Here is a 22347-nt window from a genome sequence, read left to right on the forward strand (position 1 = left end):
CTAACTGGGGCAGCGAAGACGCTAACGGCGTTTGCCCACCAACAGGCAGGACGAAAGCACACATGATTCTTCCCGAATACGACGGTCGTTGTGGTTGGTATGAGCTGCTTGGCGCAACCTCCAACTTCGATGAGCTAGAGAGCGACGCGACCTTCGACACGGTTGTCATTGGCGGTGGTTTCGTCGGTACGGCTGCCGCTCGCCGTCTTGCCGAAAATTGTCCGGATGACAAGGTGCTGCTCATTGATGCGCTGAAGATCGGCCAGGGCGCATCCGGGCGTAACTCGGGCTTTGTTATTGATCAGCCGCACAAGCGCGATCTGGAGCGAGCGGACGAAGTATTCAAACGCAAGATGGTTCAGCTCAATCGCGCCGCAATCGACTATCTCGAGAAGCAGATCGCCGAGTTCAGCATCGACTGCCAATGGTCCAGAGCGGGCAAGTATCAGGGGGCAGTCGGTATTCGCGGTGAGAAGTATCTCAATCACTACGAGAGTCTTTTACGTAATTTCGGTGAGCGCTACGAGCGCTTGTCGAAAGCGGAAGCGCAAAAGGTATTTGGCACGGACTATTACAGCGCCGCGATCTTTACCCCAGGCGGTACTCTGGTACAGCCTGCAGCGCTGATGCGCGGCTTGGTGGACTCGTTGCCGGCCAATGTGCGAGTAGTCGAGAACAGTCCGGTGCTGGAAATATGCCGGCAGCACAAAGGCTTCACCCTGACGACCCGGAAAGCCGTAATCACCTGCAATCAGCTCATTGTGGCGACCAGTATCTTCACGCCGGAACTGGGCTTCATGAAGGACCGTATCCTGCCCGTGATGACCTTTGCCAGCATGACCCGCCCACTCACCGACGCGGATATGCCGCTGTACGGCGGCAAATTGGACTGGGGGATGACGCCCGCCGACCATGCAGGCACGACTATGCGCATGACCCAGGACCGCAGGCTGATCATCCGCAACTCGTACCGCTATGCGCCTGAATACAATACCCCCGCCGCGATCATTCCCTCGATCCAGGCGCGGCATCGCGAGGGGCTCGACCAGCGCTACCCTACGTTGAAGCACGTCGGTATCGACTACACCTGGGGCGGCGCTACCAGTCTGTCAGGCAATTTCGAGACCTACTTCGGGCAGCTCGAAGAAGGCATTTACTCATCGGGCTGCGACCAGAGCGTGGGTGCGGCGCGAGGCACGATCTCGGGCATGATGCTGGCAGACCTGGCATCGGGAAAACAGAGTGAATTGCTGACCAATATGCATGAGGTCTCGGGCAAGCCGTCAAGATTGCCGCCTAAGTCGCTGCTTCGAATAGGCGTGCCTCTACGCATGGCCATGGCGCGCCTGGCGAGTCGGACAGAGATCTAGCGTTCTGTATTTCACAGGTATTACGCCCTGGGCACGTATCACTCAAGCAAAACAAATCCAAAACCGCGAGAGGACAACATGAATATATTCACTATTGCACGAGCGCTAGCTGTTTCCGCGGCTGTGGTTTTTTCAATGGCAGCAAGTGCGGACACAATCAAGCTGAAGATGGCCACCGACACCGGCGCAAAGGGTTCTCCGACAGGCGATGCCCTCGAAAACTGGGCTGATCTGATTCAGAAGAAAACTGCCGGATCGCCTGACGAAATCAAGATCAACATCTTCTACCAGGATGAGCTGGGTGACCAGAAAGAGGTGTTCGACCTGTTCATGGCGGGCGAAGTGGACATGATGCTCAACTGGCCGCTGACCTCCTACGACAAGCGCATGGGTTTGCGTAACACCCCCTACATGTTCCTCAACTGGGAGCAGGCGTTTGACGCTTATCGTCCAGGCGGCTGGCTCAATACCATCTATAACGAGGTTCATAATGATCAGGGGTTGATCTTTTTCGGTGCTTGGCCCGAGGGATTCGGTGGCGTAGCCACGCGTGGCAAGTATGCAACTACCGTCGAAGGCGCCAAGGGTCTCAAGGTTCGTGTGCCGTCGAACTTCCCGAACCCGCAGACCATGCAAGCACTGGGTTATCAGGCTACAGCCATAGCCTGGGGTGAGGTCTACACCTCGATCCAGACCGGCGTGGTTGATGGCGATGCAGGCAACATCATCTACTGGGACTATGAGTACTTCCGTGATGTGTTGACCCACTACACCCGCACCAAGCATGTATTCGTGACAGGTGTACTGTCTATGAACCAGGAAACCTGGGAAGAGTTGAATCCGAACCAGCAGAAAATCGTCGCTGATGCCGCGCTGGTCGTTATGGAGAAACAGTTCGCCGATGCCAAAGCGTTGGATCAGAGCTATGTCGACAAGGCAGTGGCCGGCGGCATGAAATACATCGAGCCGTCTGAAGAAGAGCTTCGCGCACTTGCAAAAGTAGCGCGCGAGCAGGTATGGCCGCAGATGGAGGCAGAGGTGGGTCCTGAACTTGTGAAGAAAGTGCGGGATAACGCACCCAAGCTCTAATGATTGACTGGCCTTGCTGCGAGGCAAGGCCATCAGCTTGTCTCAGGAGTTCCCATGCTTAGTTTTTTTTCTTCGATCGACCGCACGCTGGCGAACATACTCAACCTCATCGCGATCATTGCCAGTGCAATAGTGGCGGGGTTGGTTTTTTTCATGGTAATCGCCCGCTATCTACTGGAATGGTCATTGGTTGGCGCCGACGAGGTGGCATTGGTCAGCGCTATGTGGCTGTACATGATTGGCGGGATCATTGCCAGCCGACGCGCCGAGCATCTCGTGGTCGATTTTCTGCCGCAGATGCTGACGTCGCCTGCGCTGTTACGCCTGCATCAGCGCGTGATTGCCCTGATCATGGTTGGGACAACACTGTTCTTCATGTATCTGGCCTGGCGCATGATGGGTTTCGCCATAAAGCGTCCACAAACCACTCCAGGGCTTGGTCTCCCTGAGTTGATTCCGCTAAGCGCAGTGGCACTTGCCAGCATTGGCTGCTTCGCCTACGCCATGCGTGATCTGATCACCGGCAGGGCTTGCCACAACCCTAAAGAAGAAGGTGACGCGTAATGGGTGTTCTGGCCATATTGTTGCTAATCGTCCTGATGACCATTGGTGTGCCCGTTGCATGGTCATTTGCTGCCGTGCTGGCTTACCTAGTGTTCATCTACGACGTGAACATGACGACCTTGCTCTTGCAGGGCTTCCGCTCACTGGACCACATTATCTTGCTGGCGCTGCCGCTCTTTGTGCTCGCCGGCTACCTGATGAAGAGTGGCGGCATCGCTCGGCGCCTGGTCGACTTCATCGAAATGCTGGTAAGAGGGCGACGCGGAGGTTTGGGTGCATCGATGGTTTTCGCCTCGGGCATCTTCGGTGCGATTTCTGGTACCGCCAGCGGCGCCGTGGCCTCGATCGGTACCATCATGATCGGCCCGTTAGCCGAGCGTGGCTATCCGCGCGGCTACTCTAGCGCCCTGCTGGGGATTTCGTCTCTGCTGGGAATCCTGATTCCACCTTCGGTCACGATGATCCTGTTTGGTGTAGTCACCCGACAATCGATTACCGCATTGTTCGCCTCGACGATAGGACCCGCGTTGCTGCTAATGATCGGTCTGACCCTGTTCAACCGTTTTTGCGTCGGTCGCCTGTTTACTGAAAAACCTGCCGAGGGGGCCGGTCAGAAGATAGCTTCGCGCTGGAGCGTGACCAAATCCGCCTTGCCGGCCCTGTCGCTACCCTTCCTGATTCTTGGCGGCATTTACGGCGGCATCTGTACTCCGACCGAAGCCGCTGCAGTCGCAGTCGTCGCGGCAATCATTGTTGGCTTCTTTTTTTACAAGGACCTGACCCTCGGCCGCCTGAAGGACAGTGTGGTAGCGTCAGCCGAAACGACCGGCACCATCATGCTGATCCTGCTGTTCTCGTTCATGATCGGCCGCATCCTCACCGCCGAACGCGTACCACAGGAACTGACCGAGTGGATCACCACCCTGGTGCAAAACCCGTTGCTGATCTTGTTGATGGTCAATGCCTTCCTGATCGTTACCGGCATGATCATGGATGACCTGTCGGTTACCGTAGTAATAGCCCCCCTGCTGATGCCGCTGGTCGTGAGCGCAGGTGTCGACCCGATTCACTATGGCGCCATTGTCGCGTGCTCGGTGGTGATCGGCGCCAACAGTCCGCCAGTGGCCCCGATTCTCTACATGGCGTGTCGCATCGGCCAGGTATCGATCCACCACGCGATCATGCCGGCGATCTGGATGATTTTGGTCGTAGGCTTGCCGGTCATGATGGTCACGACCTTTATCCCTGAAGTCTCGCTGTTCATCCCGCGAATGCTTGGTGTTCTATAAAAAATTTCATGTGCCGCATTTAATAAGCCCCTGGAAGATGCTATGACAGCCAAAATAGTTCGTTCAGCCAATCTCAATTTTTCACATCGCGGCGGCCCTCCGGGGCATGCCGAAGTTGCTCGTGCTATTGGAGGTGAGCTCAGTTCGACAATGGCTGCTGGCATCGCTCGGTTCGATGCATGCTCTATCTCATGGACAGTGCTCTACGACGAAGTGGTTTATGTCATCGAGGGGATTTTTCGGCTGGTAACTGGCGGGGAAGTGCTTGAGGGCCAGGCTGGCGACATTATCTGGATTCCGAAAGGCACCGAGCTGAAATATGAGGGCGTACAAGCAAGCATTTTCTACGCTGTCTACCCAGGTAACTGGAAAGAACTGCTTGGCACTTCATGAGGCATGAGCTTATCACTCGCATCAAGTCCTGCGGCATTAGCAGTAATACATATTCAGCTATTTGATCCTCCAAATTCCAAAACCAGTAGGAACGTATACTCCATGATTCGCACGGTAAAGACAGAACTCTACAACTCACCCTCACCGCTTGAATGGGCTACCGTCGGCAATGGCATCCTGTTTACCGCACAAATCCCCATCGATGCCGCAGGCAAGGTGGTTGAGGGTGGCATTGAGGCACAAACCAGACAAACCCTTGATAACCTCAAACACACTCTTGAGTGCGCTGGAGCAGATCTCTCCAAGCTGACACAAGTGCTGATCTATGTGACGGATAAAAGCTATTTGCCTACAGTGAACCGTATCTATGCCGAATATATTTCCGCACCCTTTCCCAATCGTGCTGCATTAGTCATTGCGGGGCTAGCTCGGGATGAAATGTTGGTTGAGATGGTCGCTTATGCGGCTGTCAGTGATTAATAAGTTGTAATTGAATCGGCTGCGCCCTAGATACGGGAGGACCGCTTCTGGCCGATATTTTCTGCCCGTCGCTACTGGCTGCTCCGGGTCGAACCCGGTCATTCGTGACTGGCCGCTGTCGACCCAAAGCGGTCTGTGGTGACAGGCAGATATCGGTGTGAAGGTCGTCCTTACATACCTTTACCGGACCTTTACCTTAGCCTGAGGTTTACACCCCTGAAACTGTGATTTGATAACTCCATCGCACCCGGCATCGACAACGTTTTGCCGATCACTCACAGATACAGGACCACCATCAGATGAAAAAGACACTTTCAGTGATCTGCGCCGCGCTGATGCTCAGCGCTCCCTTGGCCAGCTTTGCTCAAACCGTAACCCCCCAGGACGACCAGCAAAAGCATCCTCAGCAAGGCCAGCAGAAAAACCAGCCACAGCAGAGCCACCAGAAAAACCAGCCACAGCAGGGTAATCAACATAAGGCCAGCGGGCCGGGCAACAACAAGGCCTATCGTGACCCTAGCTTCCGCCCACAGCCCGGCATGCCGGTGCCTCATTCCCAGTGGAAACGTGGCCACGTCGTCGCTAAAGGTTATCGCGTCGATCGTTACTGGGTGACGGACTGGCAGCCGCGCCAGCTGCCTGCTCCACCGAAGAACCATCGTTGGTTGCGCATCAACGGCGATTATGTACTGGTTGCCGTCGCCACTGGCGTGATCATCAACATTCTCACCGGCTACTGACTGTCATAAGAAAGCCCGCTGATGGCCGATCTCTGCCGTTAGTGCCTGGTAACTTATGCTCAGATGGGCATTTTCAGCAGTGCCCCACAAGGATGGCCCCATACACGCTACGCCCTGCCCTGCAGTTCTCCCCCGCTCCATTCCATAGTCGGAACTGTTGAGTACTCTCACAGAATTACCGCCCATACGGTCTTTGACCCCATCTCCACCTTTGCCGAACCTCTCGCACGCGGCACATCTGCGTGCCGTGCAATTTGCCGGAGAGGTTGGGTTCACGGATGCAAGCGACAACAGTGCTGTACGGTAATGTGCTGGCGGTTTTGGCCATCACCCTGTCAGGTGTATGGAGCGCTACCCAATGGACGGCTGCGGCGCTTGACTACCAGGCTCGCTTGGGTGCCCCGTGGTTCGAATTGCTCGACACCCCCATCTACCACCCTTGGCGGCTATTCGAGTGGTGGTTCTTCTTCGATGCCTACGCACCTGACATCTTCAATTTCGGCGGAGCCATCGCTGCGGGCAGCAGCCTCGTGGCTGTGCTGGTGGCAATTGGCATGGCCATCTGGCGCGCCCGCCAGGCGCGACGGGTTACCACCTACGGTTCGGCGCGCTGGGCCGATGCGACTGAGGTACGCGAGGCCGGGCTAATTGGAGAGGCAGGCGTTTTTCTCGGTCTCTTTGAGGAGCAGTACCTGCGCCATGAAGGCCCCGAACATGTTCTGGCATTCGCCCCAACACGCTCGGGCAAGGGCGTTGGCCTGGTAGTACCCACCCTGCTCTCCTGGCCGGCCTCTGCGGTTATCCACGACATCAAGGGCGAGAACTGGAGCCTCACCGCAGGCTGGCGCTCGCGCTTCTCACACTGCCTTCTGTTCAACCCCACTGACCCGGCTTCGGCAGCCTACAACCCCCTGTTGGAAGTACGCCGCGGCACCCATGAGGTGCGCGACGTGCAGAACATCGCCGACATCCTGGTCGACCCGGAAGGCGCCCTGGAAAAACGTAACCATTGGGAGAAGACCAGCCATGCACTGCTGGTCGGTGCCATTCTGCACGCGCTCTACGCCAGCGACGACAAGACCCTGCGCGGCGTCGCCAACTTCCTCTCAGACCCAGCCTGCACCTTCGAGCTGACCCTGCACCGAATGATGACTACACCCCATCTCGGTGAGATACCTCACCCGGTTGTGGCCTCGGCCGCTCGGGAAGTACTTAACAAGAGCGAGAATGAGCGCTCAGGTGTGCTTTCCACAGCCATGTCCTTCCTTGGCCTGTACCGCGACCCCACAGTGGCCAGCGTGACCGCGCGCTGCGACTGGCGTATCGCCGACCTGATCTCGGCCAAACACCCTGTCTCGCTGTACCTGGTGGTACCGCCATCCGACATCAACCGCACCAAGCCACTCATCCGCCTGATCCTGAACCAGGTCGGACGTCGCCTGACCGAATCCTTGGACGGTGCCGACGGGATCAAACGTAGGCACAAGTTGCTGCTGATGCTCGACGAGTTCCCCGCGCTGGGTCGGCTGGATTTCTTCGAATCGGCCCTGGCCTTTATGGCCGGCTACGGGCTGCGCGCCTTCCTCATATCTCAGTCACTCAATCAGATCGACAAGGCCTACGGCCAGAACCACTCGATCCTCGACAACTGTCACGTACGGGTGACCTTCGCCACCAACGATGAGCGCACCGCCAAGCGCATCTCCGAGACGCTCGGTACCGCGACCGAATTGCGTGCGCAGCGCAACTACGCGGGCCACCGGCTGGCTCCCTGGTTGGGGCACCTGATGGTGTCGCGCCAGGAGACCGCACGCGCCCTGCTCACGCCCGGCGAGGTGATGCAACTGCCCACCGACGAGTCGGTGGTGATGCTCTCCGGCCATGCGCCGATCAGGGCAAAGAAGCTGCGCTACTTCGCCGACGCTAATTTCCAGCGCCGGGTGCTGCCGCCCCCGCAGCTGCAGCCTGGGGAGTACGCCGATGCGCCAGCGGCCCAGGCAGATGACTGGAGTGCCCTGGCCGCACCGGCAGCCGTTGCCGTCCCACTTGCAGGAACCCTTAACAGCGAATCCCTCGACGACGGCGGCCCACGTCGCCAGCCCGAACTGACGGAAATCGCCGACCTGCCAGATCCCGAAGAGCCGGCCAGCGACCTGTTCCTCCTCGACGAGGACGACGCTTCCACGCCCTTCCCCTCCCAGCTCGAGCCGCGACTGCAACGCGCGGCTCGACTGGCCGCCCTCGACCCTGACGACGGAATAGCCCTATGAGCCGAGCCCGCCTCAACCTGTTCATTCAACCGGAGCACGTCAAGCGCCTTAACGAGCTGGCAATCAAGAAAGGTGTGTCGAAGTCCTCAATCATTGCCGCAGCGCTCGCCTCCTGGCTATCGCCGGACGCCGGTGACCAGCGTGAGGCGGTCATTGCCAAGCGTCTGGATCGGTTGTCTCGCCAGTTCGAACGACTGGAGCGCGATCAGAATATTCTGATCGAGACCATGGCGCTCTATGTGCGCTACTACCTTACGGTCATCACGCCGGTGCCCGAGGCACACCAGGACGCCGCACGATCTCAAGGCAAGCTGCGCTTCGCCCAGTTCGTCGAGCAACTGGGCCGCCACCTGCAGCGTGGCCGCAGCCTGGTCAGGGACGTACAGGAGGAGATCCAGCCTGACGCCCAGTGGCTGGATAGCTCCGAAGCCTCGGGAGAGCAGCCATGACCGGCGCCCCGCACGCAACCCTGGCGGCGACCGCTACCGCCCTGGATCGCCGCACCCGCATGCTGCGCACGGCAATGGGCCCGCTGATCGCCTCTGCGCTGGAAGACCCCGACGTGGTGGAGGTCATGCTCAACCCCGATGGAAAGCTCTGGCTCGACCGCCTCTCCAGCGGCCGGGTGGCGCTGGGCGCGCTTTCAGCCGACGACGGCGAGCGCATTATCCGCTTGGTCGCCGCGCATATTGGTGCCGAGGTGCACCGTGGCAAGCCGCTACTAAGCGCCGAACTGCCGGAAACCGGCGAGCGCTTCGAAGGATTACTCCCACCCATCGTATCTGGACCGACCTTCGCACTGCGTAAACGCGCCATGAGCGTTATACGGCTGACCCAATACGTAGCGGACGGAGTTCTCACGCCAGCGCAAGCCGACTACCTGCGTGGCGCAGTATTCAGCCGGCAAAACATCCTTGTAGCCGGCGGGACCAGCACCGGCAAGACCACCCTGGCCAATGCCCTGCTCGCTGAAGTGTCCAGTACGGGTGACCGCGTTCTGGTGCTGGAGGACACAGTCGAGTTGCAGTGCTGCGCCCACGACCATGTTGCATTGCGAACCCGTTGCGGTGTGGTGTCCATGGCCGACCTGGTGCGCACCACCCTGCGCCTGCGCCCCGACCGAGTGGTCGTCGGCGAGGTGCGCGGCGGCGAAGCGCTGGACCTAGTCAAGGTCTGGGGCACCGGCCACCCAGGTGGTATTGCCACCGTCCACGCCGGTTCCGCCCATGGAGCCCTGTTGCGCCTGGAGCAACTGATTCTCGAGGTCGCCATGACGGCCCCCCGCGCGTTGATCGCAGAAGCAGTCAACCTGGTGGTTTTTCTCGCCGGGCGCGGCCGCGCCCGCCATGTCCAGCAAATCGCCCGCGTCGTCGGCCACGACGAACTCGGCTACCGGCTCGAGACCACCGATCCCGCTCAAGCCCTGCCCACCGCCTTCGGAGAACAGCAATGACCGCAGCCTTTGTCCGGCCCATCCACCGACGCCTGTCTGCTCGTACGCTGACAGTGGGCGCGCTTCTACTGGGCGTTGCCTTTCAGGCTTTCGCAGCCGGCTCCGGGATGCCCTGGGAGGGACCGCTGCAATCGATTCTCGACTCGGTGCAAGGCCCGGTGGCGCGGATCATGGCGGTGATCATCATTATTGTCACCGGCCTGACCCTGGCCTTCGGCGATACCAGTGGCGGCTTCCGCAAGCTGATCCAGATCGTCTTCGGCCTGTCCATTGCCTTCGCCGCGTCTTCATTTTTCCTGAGCTTCTTCAGCTTTGCCGGCGGGGCGGTGGTCGCATGAATATCGATAGCGATTTCATCGCGGGCTTCGAGGTGCCACTGCACCGCTCTCTGGCCGAGCCGATCCTACTTGGTGGTGCGCCGCGTAACGTGGCCATCCTCAACGGCACCTTGGCCGCCGTAGTCGGGCTGGGTCTGCAACTGTGGATACCGGGCTTGGTGCTCTGGCTGGTCGGCCACTCGCTGGCAGTCTGGGGTGCCCGGCTGGATCCGCAGTTCCTGCAGGTCTTCGCTCGGCACATCAAACATCGCCCCTTGCTTGACGTATGAGGGGAACGCCATGCTGAATCTAGCCGAATATCGCCACCGCCCTTCGCAACTCGCCGACTGGTTGCCCTGGGCCGGACTGGTCGCCCCTGGGGTCGTACTCAACAAGGACGGCTCGTTCCAACGCACCTTGCGTTTTCGCGGGCCAGACCTGGACAGCGCCACTCCGAGCGAGTTGTCAGCCACCTCTGCGCGCTTGAATAACGCCCTACGTCGCCTCGGTTCGGGCTGGGCCCTGTTCATCGAGGCTGAACGCCTGACCGCTGCCGGTTACCCGGCAAGCGAGTTTCCCGAGCCGCTGTCCTGGCTGGTTGACGAGGAGCGCCGCGCCACCTTCGAAGCGCAAGGAAGCCACTTCGAGAGCGCCTATCACCTGACGCTGCTCTACTTGCCACACGAGGAATCACGCTCGCGTGCTGCTGGGTTGCTTTACGAGCACAAGACGCAGCGCGGCGTCGACTGGCGCGAGAGACTGGCCGCCTTCATGGCAGAGACGGCACGCCTGCACGACCTGCTCGAGGGGGTGATGCCAGAAGTCACTTGGCTCGACGACAGCCAGACGCTGACGTACCTGCACGCCACAGTGTCGACTCACAGGCAGTGCGTTGCTGTTCCTGAAGTACCCTTCCACCTGGACGCCCTACTTGCCGACTGCCCGCTGAGCACAGGCCTGGCACCCAGACTGGGCGAGCAGCACCTGCGCGTGGTCTCGGTGCGTGGTTTCCCAACCTCGACCTGGCCCGGCCTGCTGGATGACCTGAACCGACTGGGTATCGCCTATCGCTGGTCAACCCGCTTCATCTGCATGGACAAGGACGAGGCGGAAAAGGAACTGGTACGCCTACGCCGGCAGTGGTTCGCCAAGCGCAAGGGTGTCCTGGCCCTGCTGCGCGAGACCCTCTTTCAGCAGGAAAGCCCGCTGGTCGACAGCGACGCCTCGAACAAGGCCAGCGACGCCGATGCGGCCCTGCAGGAACTCGGAGCCGATCAGGTCGCCTTCGGGTACATAACCGTGACCGTTACGGTGAGCGACACCGACGCTCTGGTAGCCGACGAGAAGCTTCGTCTCATCGAGCGGGTGATTCAGGGCCGAGGCTTCGTCACCATCGCTGAAAGTCTCAATGCGGTGGAAGCCTGGCTGTCGTCCATTCCGGGCAACGCCTACGCCAACGTGCGCCAGCCGATCATCTCCTCACTCAACCTGGCGCACCTGATGCCGTTGTCGGCGGTGTGGGCCGGCCCTGCGCGCAACGCCCACCTCGACGGCCCGCCGCTGGTGGTGACCCGTACCGATGGGGCTACGCCTTTCCGCTTGGTCACCCACGTCGGCGACGTCGGCCACACTCTGGTGGTGGGCCCAACCGGCATGGGCAAGTCGGTGTTGCTGGCAACCCTGGCCATGCAGTTCCGCCGCTACCCCGGCTCACGCCTGTTTCTCTTCGACATGGGTCGTTCGCTGCGCGCGACGGTGCTGGGCCTGGGTGGCGAGCACTACGACCTGGGCGGTGATGGCGACCTGGCCTTCCAGCCCTTGGCGCGCATCGATCAGGACAGCTATCGCCCCTGGGCCGCCGAGTGGCTTGAAGGCCGCGTACTGCATGAGGGCGTTGCCGTCGGCCCGGACCAGAAAGCAGCCCTCTGGACGGCCCTCACTAGCCTGGCCGGTGCGCCTGAGGCGCAGCGCACCCTGACAGGGCTGTGCATGCTGCTGCAGGACAACGCCTTGCGTCAGGCCCTGCAACCTTATGTGCTGGGCGGTGCTCACGGCAGGCTGCTGGACGCAGACACGGATCGTCTGGGTGCAGCCGACGTGCAGTGCTTCGAGATGGAAGAGCTGATGCACAGCAAGGCGGCAGTAGCGGCCGTACTCGGCTACCTGTTCGCCCGCTTCGAGGCGCGCTTCGACGGGGCTCCTGCCCTGCTGATCCTCGACGAAGCCTGGCTGTTTCTCGACGACCCGCTTTTTGCGGCGCGCATCCGTCAGTGGCTCAAGACCCTGCGCAAGAAGAATGTCTCGGTGATCTTTGCCACCCAATCGCTCGCCGATATCCAGAACTCCAGCATCGCCGCCGCGATCATCGAGAGCTGCGCGAGCCGCATCTTTCTGCCCAACCCTCAGGCCAGTGAGCCGCAAATACGCGGCATCTACCAGGGCTTCGGGCTCAACAACCGGCAGATCGAGATCATCGCCCAAGCCACCCCCAAGCGTGATTACTACTACCAATCGCGCCTGGGCAACCGGCTTTTCGACCTCGACCTGGGGCCGGTGGCGCTGGCATTCACAGCAGCTGCAAGCCCAGCCGAGCAGCGCGAAATCAGCCAGATCCTGCAGGGCGCTGATGCCGCGGGCTTCGCGCCCGCCTGGCTACGCCACCGTGGGCTTGGCTGGGCCGCCGACCTGCTCACCTCCCATACCTCGCAACTCAAGGAGCAACTGCCATGACGCCTCGCGCCCGCCTTACGCCAATCGCCGCCTTATTGACCCTAGGTTTGCTGGGATTCCAGCCGGCGAGCGCAATGACCGTCATCGACCCGACCAACCTGGTGCAGAACATGCTGACGGCGGTGCGCACCCTGGAGGTGATCAACAACCAGGCCAGCCAACTGCAGAACGAAACACAGATGTTGCTGTACCAGGCCCGCAACCTGGAAACCCTGGACGTCAACGTGCTCAATCGCTTACGCACGACCCTGGCCAGCACCGAGCGATTGCTGGCCGAGGCTCAAGGTTTGGCATTTGACGTACAGCGTCTGGACCAGGAGTTTACCCGTCTGTATCCGGCCGAATACACCAGCTCCGTCAGTGACGAGCGCATGGCACAGGACACGCGCGCACGTTGGAAGCAGGGGCTTGATGGCCTGCAGACCGCCATGCGCATGCAAGCCCAGGTGGCGCAGAACCTGGCCCAGGACGAGAGCGTGCTGGCCGACCTGGTCGACCGAAGTCAGTCGGCCAGCGGCGCACTGCAGGCCAGCCAGGCCACCAACCAACTGCTGGCCCTGCAGGCCAAGCAGTCGATCCAGGCGCAGCAGTTGCAGATCACCCAGAACCGCGCCATCGCCCTAGAGCTGGCGCGCCAGGCCGCAGCGGCAGAGGAAGCCCGCGAACTGCGGCGGCGCTTTATGGGCAGCGGTACGCCCTACACCCCCTATCCCGTGCAGTTTTACCAGTAGAGGGGTGGGCGCGATGAAAGCTCCATTGCTGATACCGGTTCTGCTCGTACTGGCTGCCTGTGGCCGTGGTGGCGCACCCGATGAAGCCAGGCAGCACGCGCCCCTGCATGAGCGCTTTTACTCCGGCTGCGCTCTACCGGGTGAGTTCCAGACGCCCGAAAGCCTGCCAGCCATCCCCGCAAGTTTCGAGGAGGACGTGCAGTGAACGATGTCAGCGTGATCGATCATTTCCTCGATGTGTTCTCGCGCTACATCGACTCGGGTTTCGGCCTGCTCGGCGGCGAGGTGGCCTTTCTCACCCTCACGTTGGTGGTGATCGACATGACCCTGGCCGGCCTGTTCTGGGCCATGGGTGGAGAGGACGTTACCAGCAAGCTGATCAAGAAGACCCTCTATGTCGGAGCCTTCGCCTTCATCATCGGCAACTTCAATACCCTGGCCGAGATCATCTTCCGCTCCTTCGCCGGATTGGGCCTGCTTGCCTCAGGATCCGCGCTGACCCAAGCCGAGTTTCTGCAGCCCGGACGGTTGGCGTCCATCGGCATCGAAGCTGGCCGACCAATGCTGGAGCAAATCAGCAACCTCAGCGACTTCCCCAAAGTCTTCGGCAACCTTGACACCATCGTTGTGCTGCTCCTGGCCTGGACTGTGGTGGTGATCAGCTTCTTTATTCTGGCCATCCAACTGTTCGTCACCCTGATCGAGTTCAAGTTGACCACCCTCGCCGGCTTCGTCCTGGTGCCCTTCGCGCTGTGGAACAAGACCGCCTTTCTCGCTGAGAAGGTGCTGGGCAACGTGGTTTCCTCGGGCATCAAGGTACTGGTGCTGGCGGTGATAGTAGGCATCGGCTCCGGTCTGTTCGCTGAGTTCCAGACGTTAACGGACAAGCCCTCCATCGATCACGCGCTAGTAGTCATGCTTGCCGCACTGGCACTGCTGGGCCTAGGTATTTTCGGCCCGGGTATCGCCACCGGCCTGGTCTCCGGTGCACCGCAACTCGGTGCCGGAGCAGCCGCTGGCACTGCCCTTGGCGCTGCGGGGATGGCGGCTGGAGCCGCGGCGCTTGCCACAGGCGTCGGCGGCGCCGTGATGGCCGGCGCACGTATGGCACCGGGCGCAGCGCGCCTGGCCATGGGCGGCGCACAAACGGCGAGCACCGCGTTGCCCCAGGGGAGCCAGCCCGCAGGAGCAACAGTAGGCAGCGCTTCCGCCGCGAGCACCGCGTCAGCAACGCCCGCTAAGCAACCCGATTGGGCCAAACGCCTGCAGCGCAAGCAACAACTCACCCATGCCGCCACTACCGTTGCCCACACCCTGCGTGGTGGTGATGGCGGCGGCTCAGCCCCTGGGCCACAGGTGCGCGACCCGTCGAATTCGTGAAGGAGAACGAGCATGCGATTCAAACGCCCGCAGGTGCGCTACAGCGACACCCCGACACCTGCAACGCCTTACCAGGCAGCAGCGCAGGTCTGGGACCAACGTATGGGTTCCAGCCTGGCGCAAGCGAAGAACTGGCGCTTGATGGCCTTCGGGTGCCTGTGTTTAGCCTTGCTGATGGCCGGTGGTCTGGTCTGGCGTTCGGCCCAGTCGATGGTCACGCCCTATGTGGTGGAGGTCGACAGTGCCGGCCAGGTGCGGGCCGTTGGCGAGGCGGCCAGCCCTTACCAACCCAACGATGCGCAAATGGCTCACCATCTGGCGCGCTTTATCAGTCTGGTGCGCTCGCTATCTATCGACCCGGTGGTGGTGCGGCAGAACTGGCTGGAGGCTTACCACTACACCACCGACCGGGGCGCTGCGACGCTCAACGATTACGCCCGCGCCAACGATCCCTTCACCCGGGTCGGCAAGGAGTCGGTGACAGTCGAATTGAGCAGCGTCGTGCGTGCCAGTGACAACTCGTTCCAGGTGCGCTGGAACGAGCGCCGCTATGTGAATGGCGCGGCTGCGGGCCTGGAGCGCTGGACCGCGGTGATATCGATCGTACTGCAGCCTCCACGTAGCGAGGAAAAACTGCGCCGTAACCCATTGGGCATCTACGTCAACGGCCTGTCGTGGAGCCGTGAACTGGACACTACGCAAGGAGCCAAGACCCCATGAAAACCTCCGCATACCTTTACGCCTGCCCTCTCCTGCTGGCCATGCTTTCCGGCTGCGCCAGCCAGGGTAAAGCTCCGCCGGCCATTGCCCTGGACGAGCCGTTGGAAGCCCAGCGTCTGCCGGAACCACCCAAACCCATCGAGGTGGTGGCAGTACCGCAGCCACTGGCCTTACCGGCACAGCTGAAACCGCTTCCTAATACCAAGTCGGCCTCCCGGGCCAAGGAACCCGCCGATGAACGGGTACGCGTCTCACGTGCTAATCGGGACGCGCGCATGGCGCCGACCCAGGAGGGCTATATCAATGCCATTCAGGTGTGGCCATTTTCTGATGGCGCGCTGTATCAGGTGTACACCAGTCCAGGTCGCGTGACCGTGATCAACCTGCAGGTCGGCGAGGATCTGGTCACCGTGGCCGCAGGCGACACCGTGCGCTGGATCGTTGGCGACACCTCCAGCGGCAGTGGTGATGAGCTTCGGATCAGTGTGCTGGTCAAACCCACACGCTCCGACCTCAAGACCAATCTGGTCATCACCACGACGCGGCGCACCTACCTGATCGAGTTGACGTCCACCGAGCAGGCCTGGATGGCCTCGGTGTCCTGGGATTACCCCAAAGATCGCATGCTCGCACTGCAGCGTCGGGCCAACACTGCTCACGCGGCAGTACCGGTCGATGTTGGCTTGTCGCTGGATCGGGTGCGCTTCCGCTATGCGATCAGCGGCAGCAATCCGCCGTGGCAGCCGCTGCGCGCATTCGACGACGGCCAGAAGGTGTATATCCAGTTTCCTGCGGGCATCGCCCAAGGCGAACTGCCGCCGCTGTTCGTCATCGGCCCGGAGGGCGACGGCCAGTTAGTCAACTACCGCTTCCGTTCGCCCTACTACATCGTGGATCGGCTGTTCGGTGCCGCCGAGTTGCGCCTCGGCGCAGACAAGGGCGACGTAGTGCGGATCGAGCGCACCGATGGTGTAGCACGGAGGCCCTGAGCATGAGCGCTGCCGATAACGTCCAGCACACCCAATCCTCAGAATTACCGCCCAAGGTGCCCCCGGAAAGTCTCGAACTGCGTGCCCAGCCGCGCCCGGTCACCCGTCTCAACCCGCGGATGCTGGCCGTCCTAGCGGGTGGACTGGCCACTGCAGTGCTAGGCGCCATGCTCTGGTCACTGCAGCCGCCTCAGCGGCGGCAAGGTGCCGAGCAAACCGAGTTGTACAACGTCGACCGCGTGGCCCGTTCCGAGGGGCTGGAGCAGTTACCCGCCGACTACTCGCAGCTGCAGCCGCCCTCCGCACCCGAAGTACCGCAACTCGGGCCACCCCTGCCCGGCGATCTGGGTGGCCCCATCCTAAGGGCGGAGCAACAGGCCCAAGGTTATGACTACCGCCATGCTGGCCCTGATCCGGCTGAGACCGAGCGCCTGGCCAGGCTCAAGGAAGCCGAAGAAGCAGCGCTGTCCTCCGTATTTTTCCGCTCGGGTGGCGGGCGGACGGCAGGTGCGGGTACCCCGACCAAAAGCCGGCCGGTACATTCGCAACTGGCCGGATTCGACCCCATGGCGGCCGGGCCCGCCTCGACTGCCGCAGTACCTGCAAGCGCCGGATCAACGCAGAACAGCCAGGAGCAGAAAGAGGCGTTTGTCAGTAAATCCACATCCCCACAAATCCGTAATTCCGGATTTGTGCAAATGCCCGACTCGCCCTACCAGGTCATGGCCGGCACGGTGCTCGCTGCTGCCCTGGTAACAGGTATCAAGTCAGACCTAACGGTCGATGTAATCGCCACGGTGACCGAACCGGTCTACGACAGCGCCACCGGCCAACATGTGCTGATCCCTCAGGGTTCGCGCCTGCTAGGCCGCTACAACAGTCAGGTGAGCTACGGCCAGAGTCGCGTACAGGTAGTGTGGCAGCGGGTGATCCTACCGGACACCTCGTCCTTCCAACTCGACAACCTGGTTGGCAGTGACACCGCCGGCTATGCCGGTCTGGAGGATGACGTTGACTGGCACTGGGATCGGATCGTCGCCGGCGCGGCCATGACCAGCCTGCTGGGTATTGGTGCCGAACTGGCGGCTCCTGCCAACCGCACCGACGGCGACCGAATCATCATCGCTGGGCGCGACAGCCTGCAGGACACGGTGAACCAGGTCGGCCAGGAGGTCACCCGTCGCAATCTCGATATCCAGCCCACGCTGACCCAGCGCCCAGGGTTGCCACTGCGCGTGATCGTCAACCGCGACCTGGTGTTACGTCCCTATCAGCCCTTGTTTATCCAGCAGAAGAACCCGCAATGAACACGAACAAGCTGCGTCTCGGCCCCTTGCCGAAGACCGAGAACCTGAAAGTCACCTTCATCTGTCCAGCCAGCCTGAAGGCTGATCTTGAGCGCTATGCGGCGTTGCACGCGCAAGCCTATGGCGAAGAGGTTGATGCACTGACGCTCATCCCGCACATGCTGGAAGCATTTATGGCGCGAGATCGGGTATTCAGAAGAGCCAACGTGGAAATAGATAAAGGCAATTGATTGCCGCGACGTCGAGCAAGCTCTCTGGAATGCCCGAACCCAGGACTGGGTAGCAAACCTGAATCCAGGCAACACGCATCCCGTTGAAAACCGTGACCGAATACATCACACTATGATCTTAAGCTTCAGGCACAAAGGCCTACGCGTATTTTTCGAATCTGGCTCCAGCAAAGGCATCCGAGCTGACCACGCCAAGCGCCTGAGCCGGATGCTGAGTTTTCTGGATCGAGCCAGCGAGCCTACCGATCTCGATATACCCGGTTGGCGGCTACATCCCCTCAAAGGGGAACTGGAAGAGTTCTGGTCGCTCACCGTCAACGGCAACTGGCGGGTGATCTTTCGTTTCGTGGGTAGCGACATAGAACTCGTCGACTACCTCGACTACCACTAACAGGAGGCGCCCCTATGGTCATGTTCAACCCGCCGCATCCTGGCGAAACGCTGCTCGAGGACGTGCTCCCCGAACTAGACATCAGCATTGCAGAACTGGCGCGCCGTCTGGGCTTTGCACGTGAAACCCTGTCCCGGATCCTGCACGGCCACGCACCGATCAGCCCGGACCTAGCCGTTCGCCTGGAACTGGCCGGCATTGGCAATGCCCGCACCTGGCTGGGCGTACAAGCCGACTATGACCTTTGGCAAGCAAGGCACCGCGATCAGCCGCCTATCGAGCGTTTTGCCGCGATCGCTTAACGGCCAATCGGCAAGATGCGGAGCAACACGACGAAACGCTGGTACAACATGGTGCCTGGGCTGCCAACACCCTCGGACTCACCCACGGCCCGACCTGCCTCAGTCGACACCGGGTGTTCGGAAAAATCGATCTATTAAATTAAGAAAAAATAAGTAGAATCACCTGAAATAAAGATTTTCTTGTCTCAGTTAAGAAAAACTGAGGCTCAGAATCGGCCTAAAGGATTTTTGACATGCACCTAGTCGGATATGCCTGGCTACACGAGGCGATGCAACTATCTGCGTTTCCTCTGCGCCTGCCAGCAGTTGTGCAACCTGTCACCCGCCTGGAAAAGATAGGCCAGACCTTGGCGGTACCACCAGCCACTGCTCCAGCATCCGACGATTTGCTCGGCCACGTGCTATTTGCCCTGAAGCATGAAGGAATCAATCTCACGATTCTGGCTCAGGCCTTACCTCAGATACCAGCCACAGCGCTTGAACTAGCACTGAAAGAAGCTCCCAACGGCATTTACATCCGAAAAGCCTGCTACCTACGGGAAGCCTTTACAGGCGAGGAAGTTTCTCAACATGCGCCGGTTCGAGGTGGTTTCGTCGCGCTTTTCGATCCTAAGCGCTACGTCACCAGACCAGGCGAGAGAAATTCGCGGTGGCGGGTGGAGTTCAATGGTCTCGGTACACTGGACTACTGCGCCACCGTGGAAAGAACACAACGAATAATGGAGCTTCAAGCGCACGACATTCTCGGCCGGGCAAAAGCGTTTGTGGCGTCATTACCGCCTGTCATGATGGACCGGGCAATCAACTGGGCGTACCTGCATGAGACGAAGGACTCTTTCGCAATCGAGCGTGAAGCACCGAGCGAAGACAAGTCCCGACGTTTCATTCAGTTGTTACGCCAGGCGCACGAACGTCAGCCTCTGACCGAGGAGTATCTAGTTGCGCTACAGAACGCCACAGTGTCCAACCCGTACGATCTCGCGGCAGCATTCCGACACGAGCAGAACCACCTCGCTGGTGCTCTACAGGGTGCTGCCGGTGTGACTTATGTACCTCCGCCACCAGACTTGTGCCGCGAGTTAATGGAGCACCTCATGCAGTTCGCTAATGAGGCCCCGACCCAAATCGACCCACTTGTCGCAGCCGGCATTATCTCGTTCGGTTTCGTCCTCCTCCACCCCTTCATGGATGGGAATGGCCGACTGTCCCGGTTCCTGATTCACCAGGTGCTGTGCCGCGCCAACGCATTAGAAAACGGCTTGCTTCTACCCGTGTCGGTGGCAATGAAGCGCGAAGAGCGCCTGTATCTGGAGTCGCTGCAGGAGTTCTCACGCCCGGCTCGCGACTTCTGGGATGTTCAGTGGATTGACTTTGGAACGCTGGCTTTTGATTTCAGAGGCCACCCGGCAATCTATCGCTTTTGGGATGCAACCCCGGGCGTCACCTTCACGATGGAGATGGCTCAGCACGCCCTAGAGGTCGAACTACGGGAAGAAACAGCCTTCCTGGGGTGCTACGACGCAGTCTACAAAGCTGTTGATGAGCAATTCGACATCCGTGGCAGCGACTTGGCTAACCTGGTGATGATGTGCCTCACAAATAATGGGGTTGTTTCCAAACACCGCCGTAAACAATACCAGTACACAGTACCTGCTGAAGTCTTCGACTACATCGAGACGGCTGCTCAGCAGGTCCTCACAGAGCAGCGTACGACTCGATGAGGCCGGCAACTGGCGAGTAATCTTCCGCTTTGAGGTTAGCAACCAGAGAGCCAAGCGCTCCTCGGAGGTGTGGTTAGTTACTTGCGCTCCAACTGAACACGATCGGTGTAACGTCTATCCCAGGTGCTCATCCAGATCCGCCGGCAAGGTTATTTGGTAGGTCGGGTTCAAGTGCCCCCCAGGGACCAAGCAGCGCTTCCCCTTGCCGAGATACACACCATCCAGCGAGACATGCTCCAGCCAGGCATGCTGGTGACGGTCGGCAAGTGCTAGGAATAACCGCTTGGCCTTTATGCTGGTGCAATGCTGCAGCAGCATGCTGACCCGCTGGGGGCGGAAGGTGTCTGCACCTTGCATCAGCGCATCGACCTCATAGACGAGTGATGAGTCCGAAACTCCATCACATAACTCCAGCATGGCACGTTCGGGCGTTGCGAAGACCACACGACCAAGATCGCCATCGACGTCTATCCACTCGAGTCCAAGCGCTCGAAGCTTCTCATCTGTCGCGTCAGCATTGAATGGCGGTGCAGTCAGATCGAATGGGCTTTTCCCGCAGACTACTATCCTGCTCTTGAGCGGCAACTTGTCCACCCATCCTGGAACACCGTCGACCCCATACAGCGTTACAGTCTCGGAATCCCCCAGTCGAAGGTAGTGCTCGTGCCCGTACCAGGCTAAAGCAAAGCGCCCACCGACATGCAGGGGCAGTCCTTCACCCTCCTGCAACGCTCGTACGACACCGGACCAACTAAGTCGTCCGCCTTTACGCAGGTACACCCCGCGCGCAGGGGAGTCCAGCCAGCCGCTCGCGACGTACCGCGAAACGAGGCTACTGCCATAGCTACGAGCCTTGAGCCAGCGACTTGTGACCAGAGTCCTGTCGCGGAGCCCCGCAAGCAGAGATTTTAACTTTTCTGATTTTTGCACACTCATAGTGAGCAAAATATGATTTATTTAAACCAAACGCAAGCCATCGGTTTAAATAAATAAAGAATAACTCACTTATAGTGAGCATTTATAATTAAATATAAACCAACGGTATGCTCAGGTACCAACTCCACTGGTGTAATACCCCCCTGAGCCACCCACACCTACGCCCCCATTTTCTACAGCTGGTTTTCAGCGTGACCTCTGCCTCTTAGGCTGCGAATAGGATAATCAATGAGGCACGTGGAGTGATGAAGACACTGTTTTTGCTGATGACTCAGTACGACGGACAAGCCGTCATCCCCATCGACTGGGTTTGCCGCGACTTTCTTGGATTGTCGGTGGACAAGTTCAAACGCAAAAGGCTTATGGGTGAGATCGACCTACCAGTAGTGCGCCTCGGCGCAGACTCCCAGAAGGCAAACCTTGGAATACACCTCGAAGATCTCGCTGCCTATATCGACAGGCAGCGAGCGGCAGCAATCAAAGAGAGGGATCAGTTGACGGGACGGCGCTTAGGCTGACCCGCTCTGGCCAAACCAGGATCGGCCTCACTTGGCACCCGAGCCCCAAGCTCTACAGGGGCGGCGATGATCTTGCCCAACCAAGTCCATTCCTTGTATGGATCCCCTCGACCGTTCAAATGCGTGTACCGACGCATTGAGTTCCAGTCACGATGCCCAGAAACACTGGCTACGCGAGGAATATCCCAGTCCATCTCAAACAACCGACTCACACCATCATGGCGAAGGTCATGGAAATGCAGATCTTTGATCTCGAGGAACTTGCAGGTACGGGTAAAGGAAGCCGAAATTGAGTCCGAGCAATAGGGGAAGATCTCTCGGCACGATTTGTGGGGATTCCATGCGCACTTGGACACCCAGTCCACGAACACTTGGACAGCGATTCCACGCTGACTTGGACACCCATTCCACGGCCACTTGGACACTC

General features: G+C 59.9%; 25 protein-coding genes and 1 pseudogene. 24 read left to right on the forward strand and 2 right to left on the reverse strand.

Annotation, left to right across the window (positions count from 1 at the left end; translation table 11 throughout):
- The first annotated feature begins 62 nt into the window (after positions 1-62).
- From ACXPVS_RS25770 to ACXPVS_RS25880, 23 genes are all read left to right on the forward strand, one after another.
- A complete protein-coding gene (locus ACXPVS_RS25770) occupies positions 63-1370 on the forward strand; it encodes an NAD(P)/FAD-dependent oxidoreductase (protein ID WP_458512417.1) in 1308 nt (435 codons plus the stop codon).
- 78 nt (positions 1371-1448) lie between these two features.
- The gene (gene dctP, locus ACXPVS_RS25775) at positions 1449-2459 is read left to right on the forward strand and encodes a TRAP transporter substrate-binding protein DctP (protein ID WP_458512418.1); all 1011 of its coding nucleotides are present in this window, start codon (positions 1449-1451) and stop codon (positions 2457-2459) included.
- A 54-nt stretch (positions 2460-2513) separates the two neighbouring features.
- The gene (locus ACXPVS_RS25780; protein ID WP_458512419.1) at positions 2514-3023 is read left to right on the forward strand and encodes a TRAP transporter small permease; all 510 of its coding nucleotides are present in this window, start codon (positions 2514-2516) and stop codon (positions 3021-3023) included.
- Positions 3023-4312, forward strand: coding sequence for a TRAP transporter large permease (locus ACXPVS_RS25785; RefSeq protein ID WP_458512420.1), 1290 nt, complete (start codon positions 3023-3025; stop codon positions 4310-4312). Before ACXPVS_RS25780 ends, ACXPVS_RS25785 begins: the two co-directional genes overlap by 1 nt.
- 42 nt (positions 4313-4354) lie before the next feature.
- Positions 4355-4705 carry a cupin domain-containing protein gene (locus ACXPVS_RS25790; protein ID WP_458512421.1) on the forward strand — a complete coding sequence of 117 codons (351 nt, stop codon included), beginning with the start codon at positions 4355-4357 and terminating at the stop codon, positions 4703-4705.
- A 102-nt stretch (positions 4706-4807) separates the two neighbouring features.
- Positions 4808-5185, forward strand: a complete 378-nt coding sequence (locus tag ACXPVS_RS25795; RefSeq protein ID WP_458512422.1) for a RidA family protein — start codon at positions 4808-4810, stop codon at positions 5183-5185.
- A gap of 299 nt (positions 5186-5484) precedes the next feature.
- Positions 5485-5925, forward strand: coding sequence for an RcnB family protein (locus ACXPVS_RS25800; protein WP_458512423.1), 441 nt, complete (start codon positions 5485-5487; stop codon positions 5923-5925).
- Between the two features lie 278 nt (positions 5926-6203).
- The gene (locus tag ACXPVS_RS25805; protein ID WP_458512424.1) at positions 6204-8195 is read left to right on the forward strand and encodes a conjugal transfer protein TraG; all 1992 of its coding nucleotides are present in this window, start codon (positions 6204-6206) and stop codon (positions 8193-8195) included.
- A complete protein-coding gene (locus ACXPVS_RS25810; protein ID WP_458512425.1) occupies positions 8192-8644 on the forward strand; it encodes a ribbon-helix-helix domain-containing protein in 453 nt (150 codons plus the stop codon). Before ACXPVS_RS25805 ends, ACXPVS_RS25810 begins: the two co-directional genes overlap by 4 nt.
- Positions 8645-8703: 59 nt before the next feature.
- Positions 8704-9648: a P-type conjugative transfer ATPase TrbB gene (trbB, locus tag ACXPVS_RS25815; protein ID WP_458512442.1), complete on the forward strand. Its 945-nt coding sequence runs from the start codon at positions 8704-8706 to the stop codon at positions 9646-9648.
- A complete protein-coding gene (locus tag ACXPVS_RS25820; RefSeq protein WP_458512426.1) occupies positions 9645-9986 on the forward strand; it encodes a TrbC/VirB2 family protein in 342 nt (113 codons plus the stop codon). Before trbB ends, ACXPVS_RS25820 begins: the two co-directional genes overlap by 4 nt.
- Entirely contained in the window at positions 9983-10255 is a 273-nt protein-coding gene (locus tag ACXPVS_RS25825) for a VirB3 family type IV secretion system protein (RefSeq protein ID WP_090505757.1), read from the forward strand. Before ACXPVS_RS25820 ends, ACXPVS_RS25825 begins: the two co-directional genes overlap by 4 nt.
- A 10-nt stretch (positions 10256-10265) precedes the next feature.
- Positions 10266-12695: a conjugal transfer protein TrbE gene (gene trbE, locus ACXPVS_RS25830; protein WP_458512427.1), complete on the forward strand. Its 2430-nt coding sequence runs from the start codon at positions 10266-10268 to the stop codon at positions 12693-12695.
- A complete protein-coding gene (gene trbJ / locus ACXPVS_RS25835; protein WP_458512428.1) occupies positions 12692-13426 on the forward strand; it encodes a P-type conjugative transfer protein TrbJ in 735 nt (244 codons plus the stop codon). The genes trbE and trbJ overlap by 4 nt, the downstream gene beginning before the upstream one ends.
- Positions 13427-13439: 13 nt before the next feature.
- A complete protein-coding gene (locus ACXPVS_RS25840; protein WP_458512429.1) occupies positions 13440-13631 on the forward strand; it encodes a hypothetical protein in 192 nt (63 codons plus the stop codon).
- A complete protein-coding gene (gene trbL / locus ACXPVS_RS25845; RefSeq protein WP_458512430.1) occupies positions 13628-14806 on the forward strand; it encodes a P-type conjugative transfer protein TrbL in 1179 nt (392 codons plus the stop codon). Before ACXPVS_RS25840 ends, trbL begins: the two co-directional genes overlap by 4 nt.
- A 12-nt stretch (positions 14807-14818) precedes the next feature.
- On the forward strand, positions 14819-15526 hold the full coding sequence (trbF, locus tag ACXPVS_RS25850; RefSeq protein ID WP_458512431.1) for a conjugal transfer protein TrbF: 708 nt from the start codon (positions 14819-14821) through the stop codon (positions 15524-15526).
- The gene (gene trbG, locus ACXPVS_RS25855) at positions 15523-16515 is read left to right on the forward strand and encodes a P-type conjugative transfer protein TrbG (RefSeq protein ID WP_458512432.1); all 993 of its coding nucleotides are present in this window, start codon (positions 15523-15525) and stop codon (positions 16513-16515) included. Before trbF ends, trbG begins: the two co-directional genes overlap by 4 nt.
- Before the next feature lie 2 nt (positions 16516-16517).
- On the forward strand, positions 16518-17822 hold the full coding sequence (locus ACXPVS_RS25860; protein ID WP_458512433.1) for a TrbI/VirB10 family protein: 1305 nt from the start codon (positions 16518-16520) through the stop codon (positions 17820-17822).
- On the forward strand, positions 17819-18052 hold the full coding sequence (locus tag ACXPVS_RS25865) for a DUF2274 domain-containing protein (RefSeq protein WP_458512434.1): 234 nt from the start codon (positions 17819-17821) through the stop codon (positions 18050-18052). Before ACXPVS_RS25860 ends, ACXPVS_RS25865 begins: the two co-directional genes overlap by 4 nt.
- Positions 18053-18164: 112 nt before the next feature.
- Positions 18165-18443: a type II toxin-antitoxin system RelE/ParE family toxin gene (locus ACXPVS_RS25870; protein WP_458512435.1), complete on the forward strand. Its 279-nt coding sequence runs from the start codon at positions 18165-18167 to the stop codon at positions 18441-18443.
- 14 nt (positions 18444-18457) lie between these two features.
- Complete coding sequence (locus tag ACXPVS_RS25875; protein WP_458512436.1) at positions 18458-18745, forward strand: HigA family addiction module antitoxin; 288 nt, start codon at positions 18458-18460, stop codon at positions 18743-18745.
- Between the two features lie 233 nt (positions 18746-18978).
- Positions 18979-20466 (forward strand): Fic family protein, encoded by a 1488-nt coding sequence (locus ACXPVS_RS25880; RefSeq protein WP_458512437.1) that lies wholly within the window; start codon positions 18979-18981, stop codon positions 20464-20466.
- 114 nt (positions 20467-20580) lie between these two features.
- On the opposite strand, the gene ACXPVS_RS25885 is transcribed toward ACXPVS_RS25880, so the two are convergent.
- On the reverse strand, positions 20581-21402 hold the full coding sequence (locus ACXPVS_RS25885) for a type IV toxin-antitoxin system AbiEi family antitoxin domain-containing protein (RefSeq protein WP_458512438.1): 822 nt from the start codon (positions 21400-21402) through the stop codon (positions 20581-20583).
- Between the two features lie 245 nt (positions 21403-21647).
- Between ACXPVS_RS25885 and ACXPVS_RS25890 the strand changes: the two genes are divergently transcribed.
- The gene (locus ACXPVS_RS25890; RefSeq protein WP_458512439.1) at positions 21648-21920 is read left to right on the forward strand and encodes a pyocin activator PrtN family protein; all 273 of its coding nucleotides are present in this window, start codon (positions 21648-21650) and stop codon (positions 21918-21920) included.
- Here ACXPVS_RS25890 and ACXPVS_RS25895 read toward each other — a convergent pair.
- Positions 21893-22249, reverse strand: a pseudogene (locus ACXPVS_RS25895) (tyrosine-type recombinase/integrase); the annotation flags it as partial. The gene ACXPVS_RS25890 and the pseudogene ACXPVS_RS25895 overlap by 28 nt on opposite strands.
- Between the last annotated feature and the right edge of the window lie 98 nt (positions 22250-22347).

It is taken from the genome of Pseudomonas sp. Ma2-10 (genome assembly GCF_054330215.1).